The 26,479-nt window shown below is 37.2% G+C and carries 20 protein-coding genes; 7 read left to right on the forward strand and 13 right to left on the reverse strand.

All coding sequences use genetic code 11. From position 1 onward, the window contains the following. Positions 1-17: 17 nt before the first annotated feature. From NTX65_11550 to NTX65_11575, 6 genes are all read left to right on the forward strand, one after another. Complete coding sequence (locus tag NTX65_11550; protein ID MCX6169970.1) at positions 18-2,507, forward strand: protein kinase; 2,490 nt, start codon at positions 18-20, stop codon at positions 2,505-2,507. A 182-nt stretch (positions 2,508-2,689) separates the two neighbouring features. Continuing rightward, positions 2,690-5,326 (forward strand): protein kinase, encoded by a 2,637-nt coding sequence (locus NTX65_11555; protein MCX6169971.1) that lies wholly within the window; start codon positions 2,690-2,692, stop codon positions 5,324-5,326. Between the two features lie 2 nt (positions 5,327-5,328). Then, positions 5,329-7,785: a protein kinase gene (locus NTX65_11560; GenBank protein MCX6169972.1), complete on the forward strand. Its 2,457-nt coding sequence runs from the start codon at positions 5,329-5,331 to the stop codon at positions 7,783-7,785. A 26-nt stretch (positions 7,786-7,811) separates the two neighbouring features. Beyond that, a complete protein-coding gene (locus tag NTX65_11565) occupies positions 7,812-8,078 on the forward strand; it encodes a hypothetical protein (GenBank protein ID MCX6169973.1) in 267 nt (88 codons plus the stop codon). Positions 8,079-8,130: 52 nt separating this feature from the next. Beyond that, on the forward strand, positions 8,131-8,433 hold the full coding sequence (locus NTX65_11570; protein ID MCX6169974.1) for a hypothetical protein: 303 nt from the start codon (positions 8,131-8,133) through the stop codon (positions 8,431-8,433). A gap of 56 nt (positions 8,434-8,489) precedes the next feature. Then, positions 8,490-9,422 carry a hypothetical protein gene (locus NTX65_11575; GenBank protein ID MCX6169975.1) on the forward strand — a complete coding sequence of 311 codons (933 nt, stop codon included), beginning with the start codon at positions 8,490-8,492 and terminating at the stop codon, positions 9,420-9,422. A gap of 134 nt (positions 9,423-9,556) precedes the next feature. On the opposite strand, the gene NTX65_11580 is transcribed toward NTX65_11575, so the two are convergent. From NTX65_11580 to NTX65_11640, 13 genes are all read right to left on the reverse strand, one after another. Continuing rightward, on the reverse strand, positions 9,557-11,089 hold the full coding sequence (locus NTX65_11580) for a T9SS type A sorting domain-containing protein (GenBank protein ID MCX6169976.1): 1,533 nt from the start codon (positions 11,087-11,089) through the stop codon (positions 9,557-9,559). Between the two features lie 247 nt (positions 11,090-11,336). Next, positions 11,337-12,956 carry an AarF/UbiB family protein gene (locus tag NTX65_11585; protein MCX6169977.1) on the reverse strand — a complete coding sequence of 540 codons (1,620 nt, stop codon included), beginning with the start codon at positions 12,954-12,956 and terminating at the stop codon, positions 11,337-11,339. Positions 12,957-13,030: 74 nt separating this feature from the next. Further along, positions 13,031-13,714: a hypothetical protein gene (locus NTX65_11590; GenBank protein ID MCX6169978.1), complete on the reverse strand. Its 684-nt coding sequence runs from the start codon at positions 13,712-13,714 to the stop codon at positions 13,031-13,033. 59 nt (positions 13,715-13,773) lie between these two features. After that, on the reverse strand, positions 13,774-14,004 hold the full coding sequence (locus NTX65_11595) for a hypothetical protein (protein MCX6169979.1): 231 nt from the start codon (positions 14,002-14,004) through the stop codon (positions 13,774-13,776). 561 nt (positions 14,005-14,565) lie between these two features. After that, positions 14,566-15,204 (reverse strand): DUF305 domain-containing protein, encoded by a 639-nt coding sequence (locus NTX65_11600; protein MCX6169980.1) that lies wholly within the window; start codon positions 15,202-15,204, stop codon positions 14,566-14,568. Positions 15,205-15,628: 424 nt separating this feature from the next. After that, complete coding sequence (locus NTX65_11605) at positions 15,629-16,150, reverse strand: cytochrome c (protein MCX6169981.1); 522 nt, start codon at positions 16,148-16,150, stop codon at positions 15,629-15,631. 96 nt (positions 16,151-16,246) lie between these two features. Further along, the gene (locus tag NTX65_11610) at positions 16,247-16,576 is read right to left on the reverse strand and encodes a hypothetical protein (GenBank protein MCX6169982.1); all 330 of its coding nucleotides are present in this window, start codon (positions 16,574-16,576) and stop codon (positions 16,247-16,249) included. A 51-nt stretch (positions 16,577-16,627) separates the two neighbouring features. Then, positions 16,628-17,911 carry an efflux RND transporter periplasmic adaptor subunit gene (locus NTX65_11615; protein MCX6169983.1) on the reverse strand — a complete coding sequence of 428 codons (1,284 nt, stop codon included), beginning with the start codon at positions 17,909-17,911 and terminating at the stop codon, positions 16,628-16,630. A 1-nt stretch (position 17,912) separates the two neighbouring features. Beyond that, positions 17,913-18,287: a four helix bundle protein gene (locus tag NTX65_11620; protein ID MCX6169984.1), complete on the reverse strand. Its 375-nt coding sequence runs from the start codon at positions 18,285-18,287 to the stop codon at positions 17,913-17,915. Positions 18,288-18,375: 88 nt separating this feature from the next. Continuing rightward, on the reverse strand, positions 18,376-19,740 hold the full coding sequence (locus NTX65_11625) for a TolC family protein (GenBank protein MCX6169985.1): 1,365 nt from the start codon (positions 19,738-19,740) through the stop codon (positions 18,376-18,378). Positions 19,741-19,742: 2 nt separating this feature from the next. Next, positions 19,743-23,087 carry a CusA/CzcA family heavy metal efflux RND transporter gene (locus NTX65_11630; GenBank protein MCX6169986.1) on the reverse strand — a complete coding sequence of 1,115 codons (3,345 nt, stop codon included), beginning with the start codon at positions 23,085-23,087 and terminating at the stop codon, positions 19,743-19,745. A 151-nt stretch (positions 23,088-23,238) separates the two neighbouring features. After that, complete coding sequence (locus NTX65_11635; GenBank protein ID MCX6169987.1) at positions 23,239-23,664, reverse strand: hypothetical protein; 426 nt, start codon at positions 23,662-23,664, stop codon at positions 23,239-23,241. 593 nt (positions 23,665-24,257) lie between these two features. After that, positions 24,258-24,452, reverse strand: a complete 195-nt coding sequence (locus NTX65_11640; protein ID MCX6169988.1) for a hypothetical protein — start codon at positions 24,450-24,452, stop codon at positions 24,258-24,260. A gap of 484 nt (positions 24,453-24,936) precedes the next feature. Between NTX65_11640 and NTX65_11645 the strand changes: the two genes are divergently transcribed. Next, positions 24,937-26,412: an RNB domain-containing ribonuclease gene (locus NTX65_11645; protein ID MCX6169989.1), complete on the forward strand. Its 1,476-nt coding sequence runs from the start codon at positions 24,937-24,939 to the stop codon at positions 26,410-26,412. The last annotated feature ends 67 nt before the right edge of the window (positions 26,413-26,479 follow it).

The raw sequence follows: 26,479 nt of genomic DNA on the forward strand, positions 1-26,479 counted from the left end.
TAATTAGGAGTGAAGATATGATCGGTAAAACAATTTCACACTACAAGATTTTAGAAAAACTCGGCGAAGGAGGGATGGGTGTTGTCTATAAAGCTCAGGACATTTCGCTTGATCGTATGGTGGCTCTTAAATTTTTAGCTCATCATCTTATTGCCAATGAATCCGATAAAGCGCGATTTATTCATGAAGCAAAAGCAGCTGCAATTCTAAACCATCCCAACATTTGCACAATTCACGGTATTGAAGAAGATGAAGGCGAAACATTTATTGTAATGGAATTTATTGATGGAAGAACACTTAAAGAAGTTATACCGACACTCACTTACAAGCAGTCACTCGATATCGCGATCCAAATTGCAAAAGGATTAAGCACAGCGCACGAACATGGAATAATCCATCGGGATATCAAACCGGAAAATATAATGGTGAGAAGAGATGGAATAGTTGTGATAATGGATTTTGGATTAGCAAAGCTTAGAGGTGCTTCAAAACTAACGCAGGCAGGATTAACAGCCGGAACTGCGGGATACATGGCGCCGGAACAAATATTAGGACATGAGTCCGATCACAAAGCAGATATATTTTCTCTTGGAGTAGTCCTTTATGAATTAATGTCCGGACAATTGCCATTCAAAGGAATGCACTCTTCAGCATTGATGTATGAAATAGTGAATGTGGAAGCTCCCTCTGTATCAACAATAAAACCGGAAATAAACACTGAACTCGATTTACTAATACAAGAATGTTTGGTTAAAGAGCCTAACGACAGAATTCAATCGGTAGCGGAAGTAAGAAGAAAGCTGGAGTCAATCTCCGCCTCTAGCAAAAAAACAAAAACAAAAACCGGTCATCAAAAAGTTATAACTTCAAGAAAGAGTGAAGAATCTAAAAGATATAAAGCTGATTATAACAAAATAAAACAAAGAGCAGTGATATTACTTGGACTATTTGGGTTTTTTACAATATGCACACTGATTTTGCTTTACCTTATCCTGTCACAGCCGGAACCGCTCGATCTATCAAAATATAAATACACACCATTGGCAACAGACCCTGAGCCCGAAGGTAGTCCTGCATGGTCTCGTGATGGGAAAAGTATTGCATATACAAAAGTTGTTAACGGATATTCACAAATATTTGTAAGGAATCTCTCTAAACCGATTCCTTATCAAATAACAAATCTTGATAAGAAAAGTGCTTCATCTCCATTTTGGTCCCCTAACGGAAATTTGATTTACTTTATTTCAACTGAAAAATTATACTCTGTAGGTCTTGCCGGAGGTGAGCCCAAAAAAATTATTGAATCAGTTTCTGCCGCAACTATTTCACCCGATTCCAAAACAATTGCTTACTGGAGTTGGGATGTGGTAAAAAGTAAAGATGCAAACAAACCCGATAAATATTCTGCATCTGTCTACATTACTCCCGCAAATGGAGGAGAACGCCGGAAATATATGCCTGCTCCATTTGAAGTTTCTGGAGGATATGTTCCAAAATATATTAACTTCTCGCCTGATGGAAAAAAAAATGGATTATCGACTTATAGTCAGGATGCTAAAGATGTTGGATTCTGGATTTTACCCTGGCCCGATGGAAATGATGTAAAACCATTTAAAATATTCCATAACAATAAAGATTTTACCCCTCAACCATTTTCATGGATGCCTGACTCGCGAAATTTAGTTTCTTCTTCATATAGAGGAAACGGTCTATTTATTGGAGATACTGAAACAAATGAAATAAAAAACATTACAAAAGAAATACCTGGAGGAAATTATTCTTGTGATGTTTCGCCGGATGGAAACCGGATTGCTTTAGCAATAGGCCGTTCTGATTTTAATATCATTCGAATTCCATTAGATGGATCGGAACCAGAACTATTTATAGCTTCTTCTCGAAATGAATCATCCATTTCATACTCGGATAATGGGAATAAATCCATATACATCACTAATCGTAATGGAGAAGATGAAATCTGGTTAAGAAAAAATGAAGAAGATGTCAGGCCGCTTATAGGCAAACAAGATTTTCCTGAGGCAGAAAGATTTACAATTGCATATGCAAATCTCTCTCCAGACGGCACTCGATTAGCTTTCAGAATCCACGATAATAGCGGTTTTAGAATTTATGTTGTTTCTACTGAGGGCGGTAAACCGACTCGGTTAAATGCTGAACTAATTACATCCTGGTCCCCCGACAGTAAGTGTTTAGTAACTTTAGATCCAGGTGGTCTGGCAATTGTAAAAGTAGGTGACCCGGAAGGAAAATTTATCCTTCCTAATACTAAGGATTTCGCAGGCTGGGTGTATTGGTCTCCCGATGGAAAATGGATTTACTACCGACAGAGCGGAAGAGAAAATTTAATTCTGGTTTCAACAGATGGTAAAACGAAAAAAGTGATTCCAATTCCAGGCATTAATGTTGTCGGTTTGGTGGTCTGGCCTAAAGGAGGTTCTATTCTTTATGGAGTTACGCAGAGAAGTTTATGCTCTATTGATATCAATTGAGGTAAATGCAAAATAATAAAAGAATACAAAAATATTCGAAGTTATAGTACTAGGTGGAATGCTTCCTTATTTGCTTGTTTAACTCCTGACGGCAAAAACATAGTAACAACAGCCTATGATTATAAATCTGATATCTGGATACTTGAAGGATTTCCACAGAAATAAAATTTTGTGAGGATTGAGTGGTTGGTAAAATAATTTCACACTATAAGATTTTAGAAAAACTCGGTGAAGGCGGGATGGGTGTTGTCTACAAGGCAGAAGACACCAAGCTCAAACGCATTGTAGCCTTAAAGTTCTTACCTCATCACCTATCAATTTCTAATGAAGATAATGCGCGCTTACTAAATGAAGCGCAGATGACCGCAAAATTAAATCACCCGCACATCTGTACTATTTATGATATTGAAGAAGCGGATGAAGAAAAATTTATTGTGATGGAATTTGTTGACGGTGTAACGCTCAGAACGAAAATGAAAGAAACTGTTTTGAGATTCGAAGAAGCTATAAACTACGCAACACAAATAGGAGAGGCATTAGAAGAAGCACATGCGCAGGGAATTATCCACCGGGATATCAAACCTGATAACATAATGATCAACAGCAAGAACCAAATAAAGGTAATGGATTTTGGAATTGCTAAGCTGAAAGAAGGATTAGGCGTTACACGAACGATGAGCACTTCCGGTACACTCTCATATATGGCTCCTGAACAATTATCAAATTCAGCAATTGATGGTAGAGTGGATATATTTTCTTTAGGCATTCTTCTTTATGAAATGCTATCGAGCAAACTGCCATTCAGGGGAGATCATCAGGCGGCAATGATCTACTCGATACTAAATGAGGAACCGGAGCCGATAAATAAATATTTATCAGAAGTTCCGTCGGAAATGCTTCATGTGCTTAACCGCGCGTTGGAAAAAGATCCTGAAGACCGGTATCAGAACGTTCATGATATGGTAATTGATCTAAGAAGGCTGAAAAAACAAACGGGCGGAGTTACACACCATACTACAACCCATGAACATTTTGAGAATATAACTGAACCAACTACAAAATCATTTGGATTTTTACGCAGCAAATCCAAAAAACAATTAGCGGTTATTTTGTTATTTGTTCTTTTAATTGTTTGTGCAGTTGTTGCTGTCTTATTTATTTCACGCGGACCACAATTAAATCCCGATATGAAATCACAAGTAATAACTCTACCATTTCAAAGTGTCAGGTATGCAACAATGTCGAAAGATGGAAACTGGGTGGTATTTCCTGCTGCTGATGATAAAGGAAAATTTGATATTTACATGATGAACCTTTCTCAAGGTCAACCGAGAAAAGTTACAAATGATTTCAGTGTTAGTATTCCTAATGCAACGATTTCCCCTGATGCAAATACAATTTTATTTACACGTTATAATTATAATACAAATCTTAATGAAATTATTAGCGTTTCCTCATCAGGCGGTTCCGAGAGAGTTATATTGGAAAATGCAACTGTCGCAGATTGGCGAACAGATGGTCAACGAATTCTATTTTTAATCAGAAAGTTGATAACATATAACCGGAGGGTTTTAGAATGCTGGAGTTCCAAACCAGATGGATTAGATCGCCGATTTGAATTTGCCGACACCTTTGCAAACAGAATTGGTTACCGCAATGCATTCAATTATTCATCTGATGGGAGATCAATTGTCTGGACAAAAAATTTTAAAGAGGGGTATTGCGAATTAATGATTCGGGATTTAGAAAAAGGAACGGATCGTCAACTAACCTTCGATAAAAAATTTGCCGATGACCCAATATGGGCTCCAAATGATCAAATCATCTATTCATCAAACAGAAATGGAAATATCAATTTATGGATAATTTCTGCTTCCGGTGGAGAAGCTGCACAACTAACACGGGGAAGCGGCCATGACATGAGAATGGGTATTACTAGTGACGGAAAAAGATTATTGTACTCGGAGATTCATGAAAATATTGGTCAGATCAAACTTGGGAATTTAAATAATGGCAGTATACAGCAGCTAACTTTTGACGACCGTGCACGGGCGAATCCGTCATTTTCGCCCGATGGGAAAGAGATTGTATTTATTGCTCAAGAACTGGATGACATTAGCTACATCCGCAATATATATGTAATGAATAAAGACGGAAGTAATGTGCGTAAATTGACGGATGATGTTTCTTTCAAAAATTATCCAACTTGGTCTGCAGATAAAAAATGGATAATATATGCTGCCCGTCCGACAAATGAGCCCTTAGATTCAATGAGAGTATATTTAATTCAAGCAGATAAACCAGGTCCGCCAAGAATGGTGGGATATGGATTCGGGCCTCTTTGGTTTAACGAGAAAGAGTTTACATTTGTTAAATTATCACTAACAACATATAAGGGTTCAGTTGATTCTAAAGAAGTTCAAAGATTTTCAGAAGATTCTATTGTTGTAAGACCTATTTTAAATGGGAAATATGTATCAATTGGTGATAACCGCACCGCACAAAAAAGATTATATACAAACTCAATGACTTCTTACAAATTATCAGGTATAAAAAATGCAAAACCACTTTATCTTTTTAGAGATCTTATTTATTCTTTTATTGCTTCAACCACCGAATTCTATTATAGGCGCAAAGGGTCAGAAAATGAATTACGAAAAATCACTTTTCCTGACCTAAGCGATTTACAAGTGAATTTTGATTTTAATGGTTTAGCACCAACTTACGATTTTAATTTAAGCAACGACGGAAAAGAGATTGTCTATGTTCAAAGTTACTGGAAAGTAAAGTATATTATTTTAGATAACATTTTTAAATGAGTATGATCGGTAAAACAATTTCACATTACAGAATCACAGAAAAATTAGGCGGCGGGGGAATGGGAGTAGTTTATAAAGCCGAAGATATTAAACTTCACAGAACAGTCGCATTAAAATTTTTACCTCCGGAATTAACCCGAAACGAAGATGCTAAAAAAAGATTTTTTCAAGAAGCTCAAGCCGCATCTTCTCTCCAGCACAATAATGTTTGTACAATTCATGATATAGATGAAACGGAAGATGGGCAAATATTCATCTGCATGGCATGTTATGAAGGCGAAACACTTAGACAGAAAATTGTGAATGGAAAATTGCGAATTGAAGAAATAATTGATTATTCAAAACAAATTGCTGAAGGTTTGCAAAAAGCGCATGAGAATGGAATCATCCATAGAGATATAAAACCGGAAAATATTTTCATTACTAAAGACGGCGTCATAAAAATTTTGGATTTTGGTCTTGCAAAATTGTCTGCTTCCACGATGGTAACAAAAATCAATGAGACAGTTGGAACAGCTTCATATATGTCGCCCGAACAGGCAAGCGGTACTCAAGTTGATCACCGCACGGACATCTGGGCTCTTGGTGTCATTCTTTTCGAAATACTGACAGGCGGACTTCCTTTCAAAAGTGATTATGAACAAGCTATGATTTACTCAATTTTACATGAGCATCCGTCACAAAATTTATATTCGCAGAAAAATGTTCCGGGGTATTTAATTAATTTGTGTTATAGCATGCTTTCAAAAAATCCGGAAAATCGTCCTCACGATATGAAGGAAGTTATAAAATCACTTACTATGTTTGAACCCACTCTGCGCAAAAATCTGAATGTCATTTCATTAAGATCATTTAGAAAACACAAAAATAAAATCTTAGCGTCGTTGGCATTTATTTCACTATTAATCATAGGAATATGGTATACATCTAAAACGCCTGTGACAGTTGATTCAATAAGTAAAACAGCTATCGCAGTGGATCCGACAAAAAATTCTCAAATAAATCTATGCGTCATTCCATTACTGAACAACGATGAACAAGATAATAGTATTAAAGATTGGCCCAAGAGAATCCAATCTATAGTTGCGAATTATTTGGTAGCACTTGGGATTTATGATCCGTATAGCTTGAATGGTTTATTGGAAAGTACTTTCGGTTCGTCTAATCCTACACGAACACCGAACTTATATAAACTTATATCAGGAACATCAAATTACTTAGTTGACGGTCAAATATCTAAAGAAAACGTTGGTTACCGAATAGAGTTGAGGTTAATGAATCCTGCGGATCGCAAAAGTCTCCATTCATTTAATTCTAATGTAAAAGAGCAGAAAGATCTTATCGCTACGGTTTCAAGTCTTTCAAAAGATATTTATAATTTTTTTATACTGTACGTTTTGCAGTCTACCGAGAAAAAAATAATTGAGCCGTGGATTCAACATGGGACAGAAAATTTAGAAGCGCACGGTGAATTCATGAAAGCGTATAAAATGATTTATGATATGCAGCCCGGCAGTGAAATACATCTTAGAAAAGCAATTGCTCTCGATTCAACCTTCATTTCGCCGAGGATTTGGTTGATACCGACATTGTCTGATAAAAATGATCTCAAGGAGATACGGAAACAATTAAATGCGCTTAAAAAACTTGAAGCGACCGCGGATCCATTTGACCGTGCAATGATTGAGTGGGCTGGAGCTTTTGTTAAACATGACCTTGAAAAACAGGTTCAGTCATTATCAAAAGCTTTAACTTATTCAGAAAATAATAATATTTTATTGATTAATCTGGCAGATGATAGATACTATCTGAACGATTTGTCTGGCGCACTCGATGCTATTAATAAGATTCTGAAATCAAAATGGAACTACCCTCCGTTGTACCCTCTTTACGCTAAATGTTTTATTAGACAGAATAATCTTTCTGAAGCCAAACGCGTTCTTAAAGAATCACTCGATCTGAAAGTTGTAGACTCGGAAGTATATCTTTTGCTTTCATCTTTAGCTTCAATTGAAAATAACAGCACAGAATCTTCCAAATTCGAAAATGAATATGATAGAAAAATCCGTGAATCAGGAGCGAGCACTGCTTCCAGTGTATCAGTATTATCCGAGCATGGTGAAATGTTTTTGAGTATTAAAAAATATGATCGCGCAGAATGGCTCTACCGTAAAGCAAATTCATTAGTCCCTAAAAATTCTGATGTCCAATTCGGTTTAATAAATATCCTTATTGTTAGGAATAAACTTTCAGAAGCTGAATTGGAAATAAGTAAAGTTCTTCCCGCTAACCATAAGAATTCTCGCTTTTATAAATTAATGAGTGAATTTTATCGAAAGTCGGGCAAGAAATTAAAAGCAGTTGAAAGTCTTAATACTGCATTGTTATTCAGTCGCTCGGATGAAGAGAGTAAATATCTACGGCAAAAAATTGATTCATTAAAAAAATTGCCGGATTAATAACAAATTAAATATCGGAGGAAAAAATGCTACAGAATCTTACTTACTTTGATGTTCTTAAAAAAGCTTATTATGACGATGATTTTTGGCATATGCTGATTGCAAAACCAGCCCATGCTCTTGACAAATATGGAATCTCTTTAAATGTAGATGATGAAGAAAAACTTTTCTCTGCTTTGAAGGACTTCTCGCTTGTCCTAGCTTTTGATAGGTATAGGAGACCCAAGCTTAAAATACCACCGACGGATAATATTACGGGATGGGATTGTAAAGTTCCGTGGGGTCAAACATAATTGACCTTGGTGAAAATTACTCGGCTAATATTAAAAATAAGCAGGAGAAGTTATGGCAACAATCCTTCAAGTGCTGAATAGGGCGCTCAAAGATGAAAAATTTTGGGACCAGCTTTTAGTAGATTCGAAAAAAGCGCTCGACTCTGCGAATTTTAAATTGTCTCAAGAAGATCTTATTTATTTAATGGACCGCATTCATGATCCGGTCACTGTTGTGAAGTTTGAAAGACGCAGACATGAATCACCGGCACCGAAAGAGGTATTAGTAAATCGTAAAATGAGTAAAATTTCCAAATCTGAAACAGCTGAGAATGAGTTTCTTGACAGTGAAGAAATAAGAGTTCCTTGGAGCTGAAGCAATTTGAAAATGTAAAAAATTTCGCGTGCACACTAAGATGTAAAAGATGCTGAATGTTTTCGTTTAATACTCGTCTAGAGAAAAAAGCCGGTTTGTGGCCTAAAGAGCAAACTGAACTGCTGAATGATTATTTAAAATCATCAAACGTTTATTTGCTGCGGAATAGTATTACGCACAAACTAAAAGAATTACCTTATTGGATCTCTCTCCCTTGCTGGATACACTATAAATGGAAAACGGAGAATCTCTTACGTGTGCAATATTCTCTTGAGGATCTACTCTGGGCTCAATTTTGCGTTTACCTTAGCATTAAAATCGGCGATGACGAACTGGATGGTCAGACTAATATTACCTCTTCCGGATCCATTTCTAAATTATTATTAACCGAAGCCGAATTTACACTTTCAAATTATTTTGCCCCATCGGCAAATTTTTGGAAATACTATCATGATTATCTCATTGAGACTAATTCAGCAATTAGCAGTGTAAATGAACTGCAGCATAATTGGTCTTTAGAAACCGATCAGTTGGAAAAAGAATATTATTTGCTTTCTTCAGCTTTGAAGATCGCTACTCTTGCAATATTTTCAGTTAACAAAAAGCAAGATGAATTTGAGCCTGCGGATAATTATCTAGACGAGATGTCAACCGGGGGACAAATACTTGATGATTTTTTAGATTATGAAGAAGATTTACATTCCGGTAAATTGAATTATGCAGCGCGAATATTGCTGAGTGGTTTTCACGAAAATTTTTCGCAAGTAAAAATATTAGAAAAAATCATTGAGTCGATAATTCGTACAAACAACCATAAAATTATTTTTGATCTCGTCCGGTCTCATTATAATAAAGCCCACGATGCTGCTATGGTCTACCATTTGGTAAAAGAAGATAAATATCATTCTGTAGAATTAATGCGCTTGAACAAACATCAAAATAAAATTCATCATGATAGAGTTCGTTTAGTTCTCGGAGATCTAATGTGATTCTGTTCTGAGTTCTACGCGTCTTAAAATGTAAACGAGTGTTGCAGCTTCTGAAAAGTCGATTATTCCTTAGTGCATCTAAGATCAGCAAAGTCCTCACGCTGAAGAGGACTTTGCTGAAAATATGGAAACAGCTACTTCATTAATATAAATTTTTTGGTTGCGGTAAAAGAACCGGCGGTTAATTGATAGAAATAAACACCGGAAGGTAATTGATAATTTTGAATTGAGAATGTCGAATTATAGCTGCCGGCAGATTTAAACTCATCGACAAGTGTAGCGACTTCTTCTCCAAGTAAATCGAATACTTTTAAAGTAACATTACTTCCAACCGGTATCTGATAACTGATGTTAGTACTTGGATTGAATGGGTTTGGATAATTTTGTCCGAGAGAATAACCAGTAGGAATAGCCGTACTTTCTTCAACAAAAGTAACATTATCGGATGTTAAAATATAGTAGCTGGCAATCTGACTATTAGAAAAAGTAATTGTGTTTGTAGAGTGATTAATTACAGCGTTGATAATTGTTGTCCATTGATTAGTCTGGTTGTTCCAGTATTTTACTCTCAAACTGTTTTTATCAATGTGGTAAGCTTGTATTTGTTTATCGTCGAAATGGAATTGAATATTTCCGTTAGCGCCAAAGTTCATCATTCCGCCACATCCGCCATTCTGCATCATTCCATTGGAACCGTTTGAATTGAATATGCCCATTTCGTAACCCTTAAATATATTCTGTCCTTTACCGTTCGGCATATTGTAAGGATTCAGTTCAAGCATTCGCGCAAACATGGAATCCGACATCATCCCGCCCATATTCCAACCGCTGCCCATCATCATAAAATCTTTATCATCAAATGGATTTGTGACTTTATCATTGGAATTATTTTTGCGCATCCAACCACCGCCGAAATTATTTCCTATTAAAACCGGATCTCTCCACACTTTGCCGTTTATTTGATAAACTATAACAACGCTTAAACCATTTGTCGCTTGCAATTTTCCGCCAACGATTGTTACGTTATCTCCGTTGTTAGGTCTCGTTGCACCGGTGCTCGATTCATACCACCATGGACCGAAGTTCAAAAAGTAATCCGGCTCTCCATCATTATTCTCATCTAAATAGTAGTGATCCATAAAATAAGTTGTATCTACCAATACTCTTCCGGATAAAGTTACATCTTGCGGTTTGGTTCCGCTTGCGCCAAAAGCATAACCGCTGCAATTACCAGCATGCTGCCCCATCATGTGTGTATTGTTTCCAAAGTCATTCCACATCGGGTCGAATGGATCTCGCCACAATAATCCATCAATTTTATAAACAATAATCATGGGAAGTCCATTCATATTCAATGAAGTGTTCATCTGACCGCCGATGATAGTTATTTGATCTCCCGTTTTTGGTCTTACTGCTGTAGAATTATCCGGTGTATACCAGATGGGACCAAAGTTAAGATAGCAGTCATTTGTGTTATCACCGTTTATATCGAGATAGTAAATTGGCATTGGAAGAGATGTATCTACGGTTACTTTACCCGAGAGAGTGATCTGTGCTAATGTATCTGGAAACATAAATCCCATTCCGCCGCTTCTCATTCCTTGCGCAGAAAGAGATATGACTGACAGAAACATGAACAGTAAAAATATATTTATATTTTTTTTCATCTTATATCCTAATTATTATTTCGTATTAAATACTTACTCTTATTTATAATTATCATTTCAACCAGAACCGTTAAGAAATATCAAAATATCACGACAATTTTTTTAGAAAGCTGTTTGTAAAGTTATCTAAAGTACTCCATGTTAGATAACTAATAATGAAATTAGGTTCCCCTAGAATCAATATTCTTTTAATAATACTTGGTTATCCCATCGCCGTTTTTCGGTAGTTGTAAACAATAGCCGAGCGTCAACGTCGTCCACGCTCACGAAGCCATATCCCAATACGAGTTATTAACATGCCGACAATCCCACCGAAAATCATAGTTACACCAAGAGTATCGTGCCAGTCGCCCATCGGAGTCATTAAAAGCATTGAACCTCCAACCACTAAAGCCGCGAAAGCGATTGCGCCAGTTAATCTTCCAAGATTGTGACTTAGTCGACTTCCCAAAGCCTCGAGAGACGGTGCTTGCACACGACCAAGATTACCATCTGCGATATGCCGGAGGATACGGCGTGTATCGCTAGGGGCGTCATTTATTAAGCGCTCCATTTCACGGGCAAACTTTGTTGTCTTTTCCTTTATCCTTGCAAGTGAAAAATGTTTCGCAGTCAGACGTGATATCTCAACGCGAAATGATTTCATATAATTATGTTGAGGTGCGAGTTCGCTCATTAGAGATTCCAGAAGAACGAACGCACGAGTCAGTAAGAAAAACTCACTTGGATTATGAACACCATTTCGGCTGCCGGCATTCAGTAATGACTCAAATGCATCGCCGATTGAAATATCTTCCGGACCGTTCTTGTGCATTTCATAAAGCGTAGCTTTTATATCGACTAACAATGCTGCCTGGTTGACTTCCTCACTTGCAGGTGCCATCTCGAGATATGCCTCTGTTGCAGCACGCGCATCGCTTTTGACAACAGATTCGAGCAGGAGTATCAAGGACTCACGCATTGATTCATCAAGATCGCCGGTCATTCCGAAATCGAGAAGAGAGAGCCGCCCGTCCGGAAGAACAAAGACATTGCCCGGATGCGGATCGGCATGAAACAAGCCTTCTTCGAAGATCGATTGCAGCATCAGTTTTACCAATGTATTAATCACCCGAGGCATTGCTTTCGGATTCGACTTTGCATAAAGGTCCACCCTTTGGCCGGCGGAATAATCCATTGTAAGAACAGTTTTCCTCGAATACTCAGCAACGACATCAGGAATCCAAAGACCTTTAACATCTGCTAAGGCGGTGCGAAGTAGTACTATTGAACGCGATTCAATGCTGAAGTCGATTTCCTTATTCAGACTATTTGCAAATTCATGTACCACAACAGGGAGATCAAGTGCACGTAAACGCGGGAAGAATTTTTCTCCCAGATTTACAAGGTACTTCATTGCTGCAATATCTCTTGAGATTATTTGTTTAAGGTCGGGTCGTTGAACTTTCACTGCCACGTGTCGACCGGTGTGCATTGTGGCTTCATGGACTTGCGCAATTGATGCGGCTGCGAGTGGTGTTTCACTGAACGAAGAGAACAATGTAATCAATGGTGAACCTAGTTCGAATTCGATCCTCGCTCGGACCGTTTTGATTCCCATCGGCGGCAGATGATCGTGTAACAATTCCAACTCATCAATATAAGCGGCTGGAAGAAGATCATGCCTCATAGCAAGCACTTGACCGAATTTGATAAAAGTTAGCCCGAGTTCCTCGAAAGTTTTCCGTAGTTCTTTTGGTGGAGGCAAATGTTTCTTGCCGAATAGTGAACGCAAAAATTTGTGCCGGACAAGTACGCGCATAATTTGTGTTAATCGTGGTGCCGCTCGCAGAAAACTAATTTTCTCCGAGTCGCTAGTTACAGCCATGAGTTACTCCAAATAATCATAAGTAGGGTCATTTTTCTCCTCACTGATATCATCGAAAAACTTATTCACTCAATCTATTTCACAGTGTATTCAAACGTCTTTATTTTTGAAACTCCATCAACATTGACGGTTATCTTAAATTCATATTCACCCTTTTTATCGAGGGTGAGCCCGGCTCCAAAACAGTTGCTCATCATCATAGGTTTGAGGTCGACCGACGAGTGTAACTTTGAAGGAGGCACAATCATAATTTTTGCGCTTGCATTATCAATTTCATTTCTGTTTGCAGCATCTGTTATTTCAAGCATAATATGATGCGTGCCAACCATCATCGAGTCCATCATATTCTTGTTCATCTCCATACCGTCATGTTTCATCCCCTTCATATCTTTTCCCTTCGCCATACTAGAGTCTTTCATCTTCATACTTTCGTGTTTCATTCCCATCATATCTTTTCGCATAGCCATACTGGAGTCTTTCATCTCCATGCCATCATGTTTCATTCCTTTCATATCATCACCCATCATCTTACCCATTTTTTCTTTCATCATCTTTTTATGATGTTTCTGAGTCATGAGCCACACCTTCATGTGAAGCCCTTCCACTGTTGCATCAACTATCGGCTTACCCATCATTTTCGACATCTCATGCTTCTTCATGTCTTTTTTTGTCATGTCGTCATCATTGTGCTGTCCAAACAACGGCGCTGTCAAAGCAAGTGCTAATATCGTAGAGAGAAATACATATTTTAATTTCATGATAAATCCTTCTGATTTAGTTTATAAATTGTTTTAGTTGAGTTCGAGGTGCAACTCAATTATACTTTCTTTTTGAAGATGAACCAACCAAGTATGACGCCGATAACCAGTGTCAGTACAGTAGGTGTCCACATCCAACTGCGATTACTCATCCATCCGATTTCATTCAAGCCATTATGCATCCCACCATTCATCATTCCACCGGACATTGCACCACCTCCAAAGAGTAAGAAAAGCACGATGACCACAATTAAAGCAATGATTAAAGGATTGTTAGTTTTTGTATTCATTAGAATATTCTCCTTTCAGATAAAGGTTAAAAGTAATTATTTGTTTTATAGATGAAACCCAGTTACGATTTTCGCAAAACAAAGTGCTGCTTTGCTACACTTAGCAGCACTTACTGTTTTCTTACTTTTAACATTTATATAGAATTATTTGTACATCTTGTTAATGTGATTAAGCAGCACAAGCAGCAGCACATTTTTTGCAAGCATCTGCACACTTTTTACAACAATCGTGTGTTGAAAGTTTTTCGCATTCAGAAGCACAAGCATTACAAAGGTCTGCACAAAGTTTGCAAAGTGCATCACAGAATGATGAACCCCTTGCTTCAAATCTTGCGCACAAAGCACAAATGTCTGCACAGTCACGACAGAGTGCGATACATTTTAAATGGCTTTTATCGTTCAAGTTGATGCATTCAGTTGCACAATGTTCACATTCAATTGAGCAAGCAAGGCAAGCGTCTATGCAATTTTTGGAATTTTTCATTTTGTTTAAATCCTTTAATTATAGTTTTCTTCAGTTCCGCTGTCGCCCGGTCTTCAGATTCGCTGTTGCCCGATTTATCATTTTATGTTGTCAAGCCACGATTGGAACTCTTTTATCTCTTTATTTTGGTTCACAATAGTTTGTTGTGCCATATTTTTCATTACCGAAAATTTTCCATTAGAAACTTCACCCTTGGCCATTGTTACAGCAATTTCGTGGTGCTTAATCATCATCATTGCAAAATCTTTATCAGTATTTCCGGTCATCTTAATTTTCTTGAAATTTTCATCCATCGAATCCATTGTTCCCATTTTGTAGTTTGATTTGACTGCGGAATGCTTTTTAATGAATTCATCCATTTTTAAAATTTCATCTTTTTGAACGGTGATAATATTTAGAGCCATTGCTTTCATTTTCGCTTCAGTACCAGCAGTCAATTCTATTTCCGACATTTCAATGGCGCCCCTGTGATGCTCGATCATCATCTTTGCATAGTCATAATCATAATCTCCTGTCATTTTCATTTCAGTCATTTTATAATTCATTTTGTTCATGGATTGCATCATTCCCATATTATTCATGTCGGTTGTTTTTGTAAGAGTTGCAGTGGTATCGTGTTGTTGGATTTTGGAATTATTGTCTTTATTTACACATCCAGGCATGAATAAAAATGATGCTAAAAGGATAATTATTAATGTGGCTAAGGTTGTTTTCATTTTGGTTACCCATTATTTTTTGAACGCTTCAGTTACGCTGTTACCCGCACTTCAGGTTCATTTGATCTATTGACTCTATCCGAAATTATGGGGGGATGAGTCTAAAGACAATCGCCCAAAGGGATGAAAAGAGAGTTAGTGCTTTTAAGCTAGGAATTACAACTCAGCATGAGACACTTTAGAAGCCTGGATATCTGGGCACATATAAATAACTTAGACTACATTCTCAAAAGTTTTATATTCATAGAAACAATGAGAGTACTCAAAGAGATAGAAGTTGCTCGTAAAGCCGGGTTCAATAAAATCGATTAGGAGAATAACATTCCGTCTGTTTATTATCTCCAGTCAACTTTATTAGAAAGTTTAACCGAACCGCAATGCCCGCTTAGTGTAAATATTAAATAAATACTGACTATGGCAGGTTTTATTCGTCACCCATATTCTTTGCATCTTTGTTAAATGATTCATACTGCTCTATCGTCATATTAGGAAGTATTTGTATAAATGACACTATAGCCCAGATCTTATCATCGCTGTGAGTTGTTCCAAATCCCGGCATTCCTGTCATTTTAATACCGTTCTTAGTGATCCAGAAAAGTTCTGATGGTTTCCAATCTTTGACAGCTTCAGAAAGCTTCGGCGGACGTGGATAAAGACCTTCTCCAATTTCATCATGTTCAATCCCCGGTGCGCCGTGACATCCAACGCACATTTCTCTATAATGAATAAATCCGGTTTTTATTAAAGTTGAATCCGATAAATCTGGAGCTTTGATGTCCTTGGAATTATGCTCTATTGAGTTATCTGTTAAAGTGCTTACAACCCAAAGAGTCAAACCGTTGTGAGGTTCCAATGCGCTGATATTATAGATTCCAGAATAGAGAAAAAGAATTGCCAGTACGCAAATAATTATTAGAGTAAAAAAGATTTTCCAAAACTTTTTCATTTCAATCCTTTCGAAGGAAAAAGAAAAAATTCAGATTTGTTATTCTTAATCGAAGGATAACAAATCTGTGTTCATGCAAAATCGTTTACGTAAATGCTACTTTACTTTGAACCCGTTCTCCAACAAATTTTTCTTTGCCTGCTTAACAGTAACTTCTTTCAAAGTCATTTTGCATAACGGACATTTACCGGGCTTGTCGGAAATTACATTCCAATCCATTAGATCTTCGAATACTTTGCCGTCTTTGTTTTTGTCTATTGCTTTCAAATCAACAACACCTTTACGAACGATATTATCTGTTTTTGCAGTATCTTTTTTCATCTCCATTTTTGAATGATCAGCGCTCATTTTCATTTGAGCAAATATTCCTGTAGAAGATGTCATAATTACTGCAAATGCAACTAAAAGAATTTTTATTGATTTCATTTTGCTACTCCTTATTTATTTTGTTTTTACTTGTTAATCATGAATTAGATATTACATTTTCATTCCAGGCATTGTGCCGGGAGTTGATTTTTTTGAACCGTTTGTTTTATCACCGTTAGGTATTCCGGTTTTTAGCTGACTTTCGGAATCGATTAAAAATCCGCCGGTAGCAGCTATTTCGTCGCCTTCATTTAATCCAGAAAGGATTTGATATTTATCTCCGAACCGATTACCAATTTGAACGCTTCGCGCTTCGAACATTCCATCGCCAGTTTTTGTCCACACTACGGCTCTTTGGCCAGCAATGATAACGGCATCTGCCGGAACAAGTAATCCTTGTCCGCCTGCGCTATTGAACACAGTTTCGCCATACATCTGCGGTTTAAGTTTTCCGCCTAAACTTGAAAACTCACTCCTAACTTTTACGGTTCTAGTTTGCGAATTAATCACCGGATAAATGAAAGTAACTCTTCCGTTAAATTCTTCTCCGGGATAAGCACGTAAGTGTAATTTAACCGGACTTCCAACTTTTACACTTGCCAAATTATTTTCATACACTTCAGCAATATTCCAAAGAGTTGAAAGCTCGGCAACGTCATAAATTGCGGTTCCTTCGTTTACATAAACACCTTCCTGAACTTTCTTCTCAATTACGGTCCCGCTTACCGGAGAAAAGTATGTTAGTGTTAGATTTATTTCGCGTGTCTTCTCAAGTGTTAGAATTTGTTCTGATGTCAAACCGAAAATCTCTAACTTCTTTTTTGATGCACTCAAAAGAGAAGTAGAGTTCGATGAATTATTTAGGGCAATTAAATATTCATTCTGCGCTTGAACCAAATCTGGGCTGTAAATTTCAAATAGAGCTTGACCTTTTTTGATATAGTCGCCGGTTTTATCAACGAATAGTTTTTCTATCCTTCCATTGAACCTCGCCGAGATTGTTTTGCGGTTATTCTCAACAAAATCTAAATAACTATAAGCAGTAACTTGGTTTTGAAGATTTTCTTTCTTAACAACAACTGTAGAAACATTCGCCAGAATTTGTTTCTTACCGCTCAGCGTAACCATGTCTGCCATATCTTTATCGTTAGCCGGTTCTACTTTTTCATCGACAACTTTTTTAATCAAATCCATACCGCAGATCGGGCAAGCACCCGGTCTATCCATATGAACTTGCGGGTGCATTGTGCAAGTCCAATACTCCTTAACACTTGTTTGTGGGTTTTCGTTTTTATTCTTTGCCGAACAACCTATCAAGATAATAATCAAAAGTATCGCAATGTATAATGGTTGATGGTTGATGGTTGATGTGAAAAATGACTTTAATGTTTTCATATTATTTCTTCTTTTTATTTTCTTGTGAGGTTAATTTTATTGATACAAAGATTTTACAAAGCTGTTCGGATTCTTCTAATAAGATCTTCAATTGCTTTTGTTGATTACCATCTTTCAGTAATTCAATTAAGACTCTTAACCAAAATTTGGACTCTCTTGCTTCTTTAGAAACAATTCCAATTTTATGAATGAAATCGTTTTTTGATTCTGCCGCTTGCGATTCTTCATAATTTGCGCCGATTGATGTGACTGCTTTTGCCAGCTGATTAATTATAACTTTGTTTATAGTTGTAGGCGGAAGAGCATCTAATAATTTCAGAGTATCCACTGCAAATCGAAAAGTTCGATTTAACATTTCCTCTGTTTTCTCATTCATAATAAACTCCTTTAATTCTTTTATCTGATACTCATTTTTAAATTCTTCAATTAGCCATCGACCATTGTTTCACCTCAACAATCATACATCAAAACTCATCCATTTTTTTCCCAACCATCATTTCAATTTCCGCAAGCGACATTTGAGTATCAGCTTTTGCCATGTAATAGTTCATCTGCTGCATCAACAACATGCGGTAAGAATCAATTACTGTTGTAACACCGGTTCTATTATTCTGATAAGCCGACACTTGCGATTCAGCGGCGTTGCTATAAAGCGGAATTACTTTTTCATTATAGAGTTTTGCCAAATCAACAGCCGTGTTATATTTAACAAGAGCAGCTTTTAATTGAGAAGTCATCTCGCGCTGCATATCTTTCTTCTCATATTCAATACTGCTTATTCCGGCAGATAGTTCTTCTTCCTTTGCTTTGTATTTGTTGATTGACCACGGGGCAAATGGAAGATTGATTGAGAACATCAGTGAATACATGTACTCTGTCTTGGGAGTTTCCATTGCAAGCATTGCTAAATCTGTCTTTGATGTAAGAATCATTCCTCGCGGCATTCTCATAAACATACCTTGAACCATTAAATCGGGAATCAACTCACGGTTGTTGGCATTAATCATCGCTTTATTCATTTCGATCATGCCGCCCATTTTTTTGAGAGTAGGATTTGAATCAGCGAGAATTTCTTCCAACTTAGATTGAGTTGAAGAGAGAGAATCTGCAGAAAAATCTTTAACAGCATAAACATCTTTTGAATCAAGATTTCGTCCGAGAAATTTATTGAGTTTGTAAATCTCTGCTTCTTTCTGCTTTTCCAAAATCAGAAGCTGAGTTTCATCCGAAGCGATTTCACTCTGGAGAGTAAGAAGATCCGCTTGATTGATCTTATTTGTGTAGTAAGATGATTCAACCGATTTAATTACATTTTTAATTAAAGCAATATTTTTTTTCTGAACATCGATCTTCCTATCAATCAGCCAAAGTGTGTAATAAGACATTTTTATTTGAGCCGTGAGATTAATTTTATATATATCAAAATTGTTTCCTTCAACAAAAGTATTCTTCCTTTCAACGTCAGCCATTGCATTCAGTTTTCCGCCAAGAGGAAACATTTGCGAAAGAGCAATGCTGTTTGAGTTGGATTGATTAAGAATATCTATCGAGCTCGTTGGCACTTGAGAAAACTCAACCGAAAAATTTGGTGCAGGAAGAGTGTTGATTGATTCAGTTCTCCTTTCTGATGCGGTGATTTTATATTGTAATGATTTCAACTGCGGATTATTTTTTACCCCTTCTGAAACCAAAGAGTCAACTGACTGTGCATTTATTCTTGTGTTAATAACTAATAATAAACTTAACACAGAGAGTACAGAAAATATCACAGAGTTCCGCAGAGTTTTTCCCATTATATAATTCTCAATTCTCAATTCTAAATTCTCCATTATTATTCTCCCTCCTTCATCCAATCGGCCATTTTGGAAATTTCAAGTGTACCTTTTTTAAGCGCATGTTCTTTCATAATTGCAAACAAAATAGGAGTAACTACAAGTACGTGAACCGCGGATGTTAATAGTCCTCCAATCATTGGTGCGGTAAGCGGTTTCATCACATCCGATCCGGTTCCGGTTGCCCACATGATTGGAATAAGTCCAACCATAGCAGTGAAAACAGTCATTAGCTTTGGTCTCAATCTTAGAACCGAACCTTCAACAGTTGCTTCATAAATATCATCATTTGTTATTGGTCCTCTTTTCCCTTTTTGATGATCGCGAATCCTTCTATCCAACGCTTCATGCAGATATACAACCATTATAACACCGGTTTCAACAGCAATTCCGTATAGAGCAATAAATCCAACCCAAACTGCGACGGAGAAATTGTAACCAAGAATGTAAATCATATACATTCCGCCGATTAGCGCGAACGGAACCGAGAGCATTACAACCCCGGCTTCAACGTAATTTTTAAGTGTCAAATAAAGAAGAAGATAGATCAACACGAAAACTATAGGCATAATAATTTCAATTGTCTGCTGCGCGCGGACTTTGCTTTCATATTGTCCGCTCCAAGTGTAAGAGTATCCTGCCGGAAGTTTCAATCCATTTTCGATAACTTTTTTAGCGTCAACCATTACACTTCCCATATCACGCCCGCGTGTATTCATAAAGACTATTGAACGAAGCATTCCGTTTTCACTGCTGATCATGGGCGGACCGGTTACTAAATTTATATCGGCTAATTCAGTGAGAGGCAGATAAGTAACCGCATTTTGATTTACACTTGTTAGTGAATAATCATTTTGCGTTGCTGGTGCTTCAGGAATAGCGCTAGCTTGATTCGAACTTCCCATCGAAGACATTCCGCTGGAGTTACCTTTATTTGTTCCGCTACTCATCGAACCAGATGATGAAGCCATAGGATTTGATAATGCAACCGGAACGATTAAGCTTTTTAGTTCTTCAATGTTATCACGGTAATCTTTTTGATAGCGCATTCTAATCGGAAAACGCATTCTTCCTTCGAGTACAATTCCAAGGTTTTGACCGCCGATTGCGGTTTCAATAATATCTTGAAGATCACTAATGTTTACACCGTAACGGGCGGCTATTCCTCTTTTAATATTAATATCGAGATAGTAACCATTTTGAACTCGCTCTGCAACGACATCGGCAGCACCGTTAACATTCTTCAAAATACCTTCTGCTTTGATTGCGTATGTTTCCAGAGTATCTAAGTTCGGTCCAAAGATTTTGAGACCAATATCTGTTCGCACACCGGTTGAAAGCATATTAATTCTGTTGATAATCGGTTGAGTCCAGCCGTTACGCACACCGGGTATTTGTAATTTTGCATCAAGTTCTGCAACAATATCTTGTTTTGTAATTCCAGGGCGCCATTCGCTTTTTGGTTTGAGTAAAATAATTGTCTCAATCATACTTAACGGAGCGTTGTCTGTTGCAGTTTCTGCGCGCCCGGTTTTTCCCAGAACATGGTGAACTTCTGGTATAGACTTAATGATTTTGTCTTGTTCCTGTAAAATTCTATTCACTTCACCAATTGACGCACCGGGCAAAGTTACGGGCATATAAAGAATTGATCCTTCATCAAGCGGAGGCATGAATTCACTTCCGGTATTAAGAATCATTGGAATTGTAATCAGAAGAGCAATTACATTTATCGCGATTGTAATTTTTCTGTGTTTGAGCACCCAATGAATTACCGGGGCATAAAGTTTAATAAAAAAATGCGTGGTTGGATTTTTCTCTTCCGGTTTGAATTTACCGCGCATCAGCATAGTCATCAAGACCGGTATTAGAGAAATAACTACAATGGCAGACCCGATCAATGCAAACGATTTTGTATACGCAAGCGGATGAAATAATTTTCCTTCTTGCCCGGTTAACATAAATACAGGAAGAAATGAAACAAGAATTATTAATTCAGAAAAGAAGATTGCTCTTCCAACTTGCTTCGCCGAATCAATTGAAATGCGTTTATATTCCTCCGGTGTTAGGTGTCCCTTTACCTCAATTGCCTTAGCTAAGTTTCTGTATGCGTTTTCCACAAGAACAATTGAAGAATCTACTATTACTCCAACAGCTAATATTATTCCTCCGAGTGACATGATGTTGGAAGAAATTCCGAACAAATACATAAGAATGAAAGCGATAAGAATTGCTATGGGAAGTTCAATCAAAATTCTGACGATGCTTCTGAAGTGAAGAAGAAAAATCATCACCATAATTGAAACGGTAATTGAAGCTTCTATTAATGCTCTTTCTAAAGTTCCTACGGCTTCTTTAATCAACGTGCTTCTATCATATGATGTAACAATCTCAACCCCGGGTGGAAGACCGGGAGAAATTTCTTTTATCTTTTCTTTTACATGATCAATTACATCTTTTGCATTTTCACCGGTTCTCATTACTATTATTCCGCCAACAACTTCTCCTTCGCCGTTTTTATCCAGCGCCCCACGCCGTATATCGCCGCCAAGTTCAACCGATGCAACATTTTTAATTAGAATCGGAATTCCATTTGAAGCAGTTTTTATTACGGTATTTTCAATATCATTCTTTGATTGAATGTAACCTTGACCGCGCACAAAATATTCAGCATTACTTATTTCTAAGATTTTCCCGCCGACTTCATTATTACTTTTCTGAACGGCACTGACTACATCGGAAACCGTTAGATTGTAAGCGCGTAAATCAGTAGGGTTAACATTGACCTGATATTGTTTTACATATCCGCCTATGCTTGCAACTTCCGCAACACCCGCGACGGAGGAAAGCTTGTAGCGGATATACCAATCCTGAACTGCTCGAAGAGTTCCGAGATCATATCCTTTGCCCTCGACTGTATACCAATAAACATGTCCAACACCGGTTCCATCGGGACCTAGTGAAGGGACAACTCCGGATGGCAGTTGAGCTTGAATTGTATTCATCCTTTCAAGGACACGTGTGCGAGCAAAATACGGATCAACGCCATCTTCAAATACAACAAAGACAAAAGACATACCGAACATTGAAGTTGCCCGCACTGCTTTAACTTTAGGCAATCCTTGTAAACCGGAAACAATTGGATAGGTAACTTGGTCTTCAATTATCTGAGGTGATCTTCCCATCCATTCTGTATAAATGATAACCTGGTTTTCGGATAAATCTGGAATTGCATCAACCGGAAGATTGACCACACTATAAATTCCAGCGGCGATAACAATTAGATAAATCAGAATTACAATGAAACGATTTTGTGATGACCATTCTATAATTTTTTCAATCATAATATTTCTCTTTTGATCTTTAGTTTTTTTATAAACTCGATCTCTTTTGCAGATAGCTTAACAAAATAGAATTACTTAAACTGCTTAAAATGCACAGAGATATACGGAGAAGCTATTTAACTTCTGTTAAGGAAAAAGAATTAGACGAGAATCAAATGAGAAGAATGGAATCGAGTAAAAATAGAGGAGGACTATGAACTTTCTCTATTCTTTGTCTGAAATGAAAACTAACTGATTTGTTTTGATAATCCGAAGGAAAATAGATAACGGCAGAAATATTTTCTTTTTGTAACTCAAAATTATTCTGAATGGTATAATCAGAATTATTGGTTTTGGAATGAATGCATCCGCAATTCGAAATGCAGTGTGCGGATGTTGAATACTCAAGTTCACAACCGGAAGTTGATTCTTGTGTAGTTTCCTGGCAGCAAGTATCAAATTTCTTTTCTATTTCTTTTGTATGGCAGCAATCGATTGGACTTACATTCGAAATGAATCCGCTAAGAGTAAACACTAATTGGACTGATAACCCTAATAGCGTAATTTGTTTTAATATTTTTTGTCTGGATCGAATCATTTTTCTTTATCTAATACGAAACAAAATAAAGATTTATTTACTTAATAAGAAAATATTTTTATGATCAATGTTTCAACCATAGCCTATATACAATAGTTCCCAATACGGAGGATTTTATGAAAATTAAATAAATCTACATATATCTAAGTGTTTTCATTTTGTGATAGGAACGGTAATTTTCTTTTTAAGAACCGCAAAAATTTCAATACTGCGTCTGTAATTAGTCATTAAAAGCAAATATGGGATGACGACATTAAATTTAAGATCAAATCTCAAGGAAGCAGCGAATCATTGAAAAATGAAAACTCCAAATTCTTTCGTTTTTGGGGTCTAAAGAGCTGGCTATAGGGCTCTTCCAAAGGAATCCCTTCGGGAGAACCCGTCCCGACCAGTCGGGACTGATTACAAAGCACTTCTTTTTCTTAAATCCTTTTAGAACAAATTAATTTCAAAGGTTTTTCTTCTTATGCAATAGTTCTGCAATAAGAACAATTTACTTTACTTAAAAATGCAAAGGCCTAAGGCTGTAATATTAATTGTAAACATTACTACTTATATAAAAATTTCAGCGGATTAAACATTAAGAAATTCTGTCACTCAAGTTCAGTTTCTTTGCTCTTTGTCATAACAATGAAATCTCTATAGGGTAATCTGTAAGATTTATTATTAACTGAAATTTTTATATCAGGTTTTGTTACATCCAGAACAGTAGCTTTGTCACCGCCGGTGAATTTATATTCTTTGTTCAACGGAGTAAAATTTTTTCTAAAAACTCTTTCCAATTCCATATAGACTCCTTTTTTTCTTCACATAGAATATTATTGAATCGTGGTCAGAAATTATAGAAGAATTTATGAGAAGTAAATAGTGCAAAGGGATGAAATGTGCACTACATCTTTTTCGGCAATAAAGATCAAATTTATTCAATAACGACCATAATTTCTCAATTGATGTTTTGCCATGAATTAGATGAAGTAGTTATTAAACAGAATTCCGATACTATTCTAAAGAAAAATGTTTTTGAATCATACGGACTGAAATTTAATATTTGCCTAAAATCTCAACATATTCTAATGTTTCATAGCATAAACGGCATATAAAATTGCAAATGATCGGACCTCACATTCACTAGTATTATTTCTAATCGTTCATTGGTTTAAATATGTAGTTCCGTTTTCATCCCTTCGCTCGATTGAAATACCTCGGATATCTGAATAAATTAGTATAATAGTGTCAATATGAAATTTGTTAATTATAAAATAAGGTAATAATATGACGAATACAGACGACAGACAGCACCGCTCAAGGTTAAAAAAAATTGCACGTCGTGTGATGAAAGAAAGAGGTTTCTTTCCGGATTTTTCTATTTATGCGATGGCTGAGCTTGATAAAATACAGGGGCCGGCAACACAACCCGAAGAATCGACACCTGTACTTAGGAATCTAATCTGGTGCTCAATCGATAATGATGATTCACGTGATCTTGACCAAATTACATTTGCTGAATCACTGACGGGCGGAATTACAAAGATACTTGTGGCCATATCCGATGTTGATGCTCTTTTAAAGAAAGGTTCGGCACTTGATGATCATGCTAGACAAAACACTACTTCGATCTATACTGCCGCCGAGATATTCCCGATGCTGCCCGAAAAACTTTCTACAGATCTTACTTCTCTAAATCTTGAATCTGACCGGCTTGCGATTGTTATTGAAATGAATATTTCAGAGGATGGATCTCTTAATAGTTCGAGCATTTATAAAGCAGCAGTTCGTAATCATGCAAAGCTTGCCTACAACAGCGTTGCAAATTGGCTCGAAGGTAATGGTCCGATTCCCGAGGAGGTTCGCACTATAGAAGGACTTGCTGAGAACCTTCAACTCCAAGACCGCACTGCCCAGAAATTAAGAGCACTTCGGCACGAGCACGGCGCTCTTAACCTTGAGACAATAGAAGCACGACCGGTTTTTGAAGGAGACGAACTCAAGGATCTGAAAGCTGAAAAAAAGAACAGAGCCACAGAAATTATTGAAGACTTTATGATCTCGGCAAACGGTGTAACTGCACGGTACCTTGCTTCCCAAAAATTTACTTCTCTTCGACGCGTTGTGCGAGTACCCAAGCGTTGGGAACGAATTGTTGAACTTGCCAGAGAACGCGGTTCAATATTACCTATGGAACCCGATGCTAAATCACTTGAACAATTTCTTGTATCAGCAAAAGCAAATGATCCGCTTCGCTTTCCTGATCTATCATTGAGTGTCATCAAACTTCTTGGTCCCGGAGAATATGTCATCGAACTTCCCGGAGGTGACGTCAGTGGGCACTTCGGTCTTGCGGTCAAGGATTATGCTCATTCGACAGCTCCTAACCGTCGCTTTCCTGATATAATAACACAGCGTTTACTGAAAGCTGCTTTGGCATCAAACCCTCAACCATACACGAATGACGAATTAGAATTGCTAGCTAAACACTGCTCTGAAGCAGAAGACGCCGCGAAAAAAGTTGAAAGGCAGGTAACTAAATCTGCGGCCGCAATTTTATTGGAATCAAGAATTGGAGAACGTTTCGATGCCATAGTTACCGGCGCATCTGAGAAGGGCACTTGGATCCGTCTGCTACACCCTCCAATAGAAGGAAGGCTTGAGAGCGGGTTTGAAGGTATGGATGTTGGTCACGAACTCCGAGTGCAACTTGCTAGCACGAATGTGGAGCGCGGATATATTGATTTTAAGAGAGTGAATTAAGTAGCGGCACTATAATGTAAGGTTACGAGATACTAGAATTAGAAAAATTTTAGAGACTGACCGGATT

Source organism: Ignavibacteriales bacterium (genome assembly GCA_026390795.1).
Classification (GTDB): Bacteria; Bacteroidota; Ignavibacteria; order Ignavibacteriales; family Melioribacteraceae; genus Fen-1258.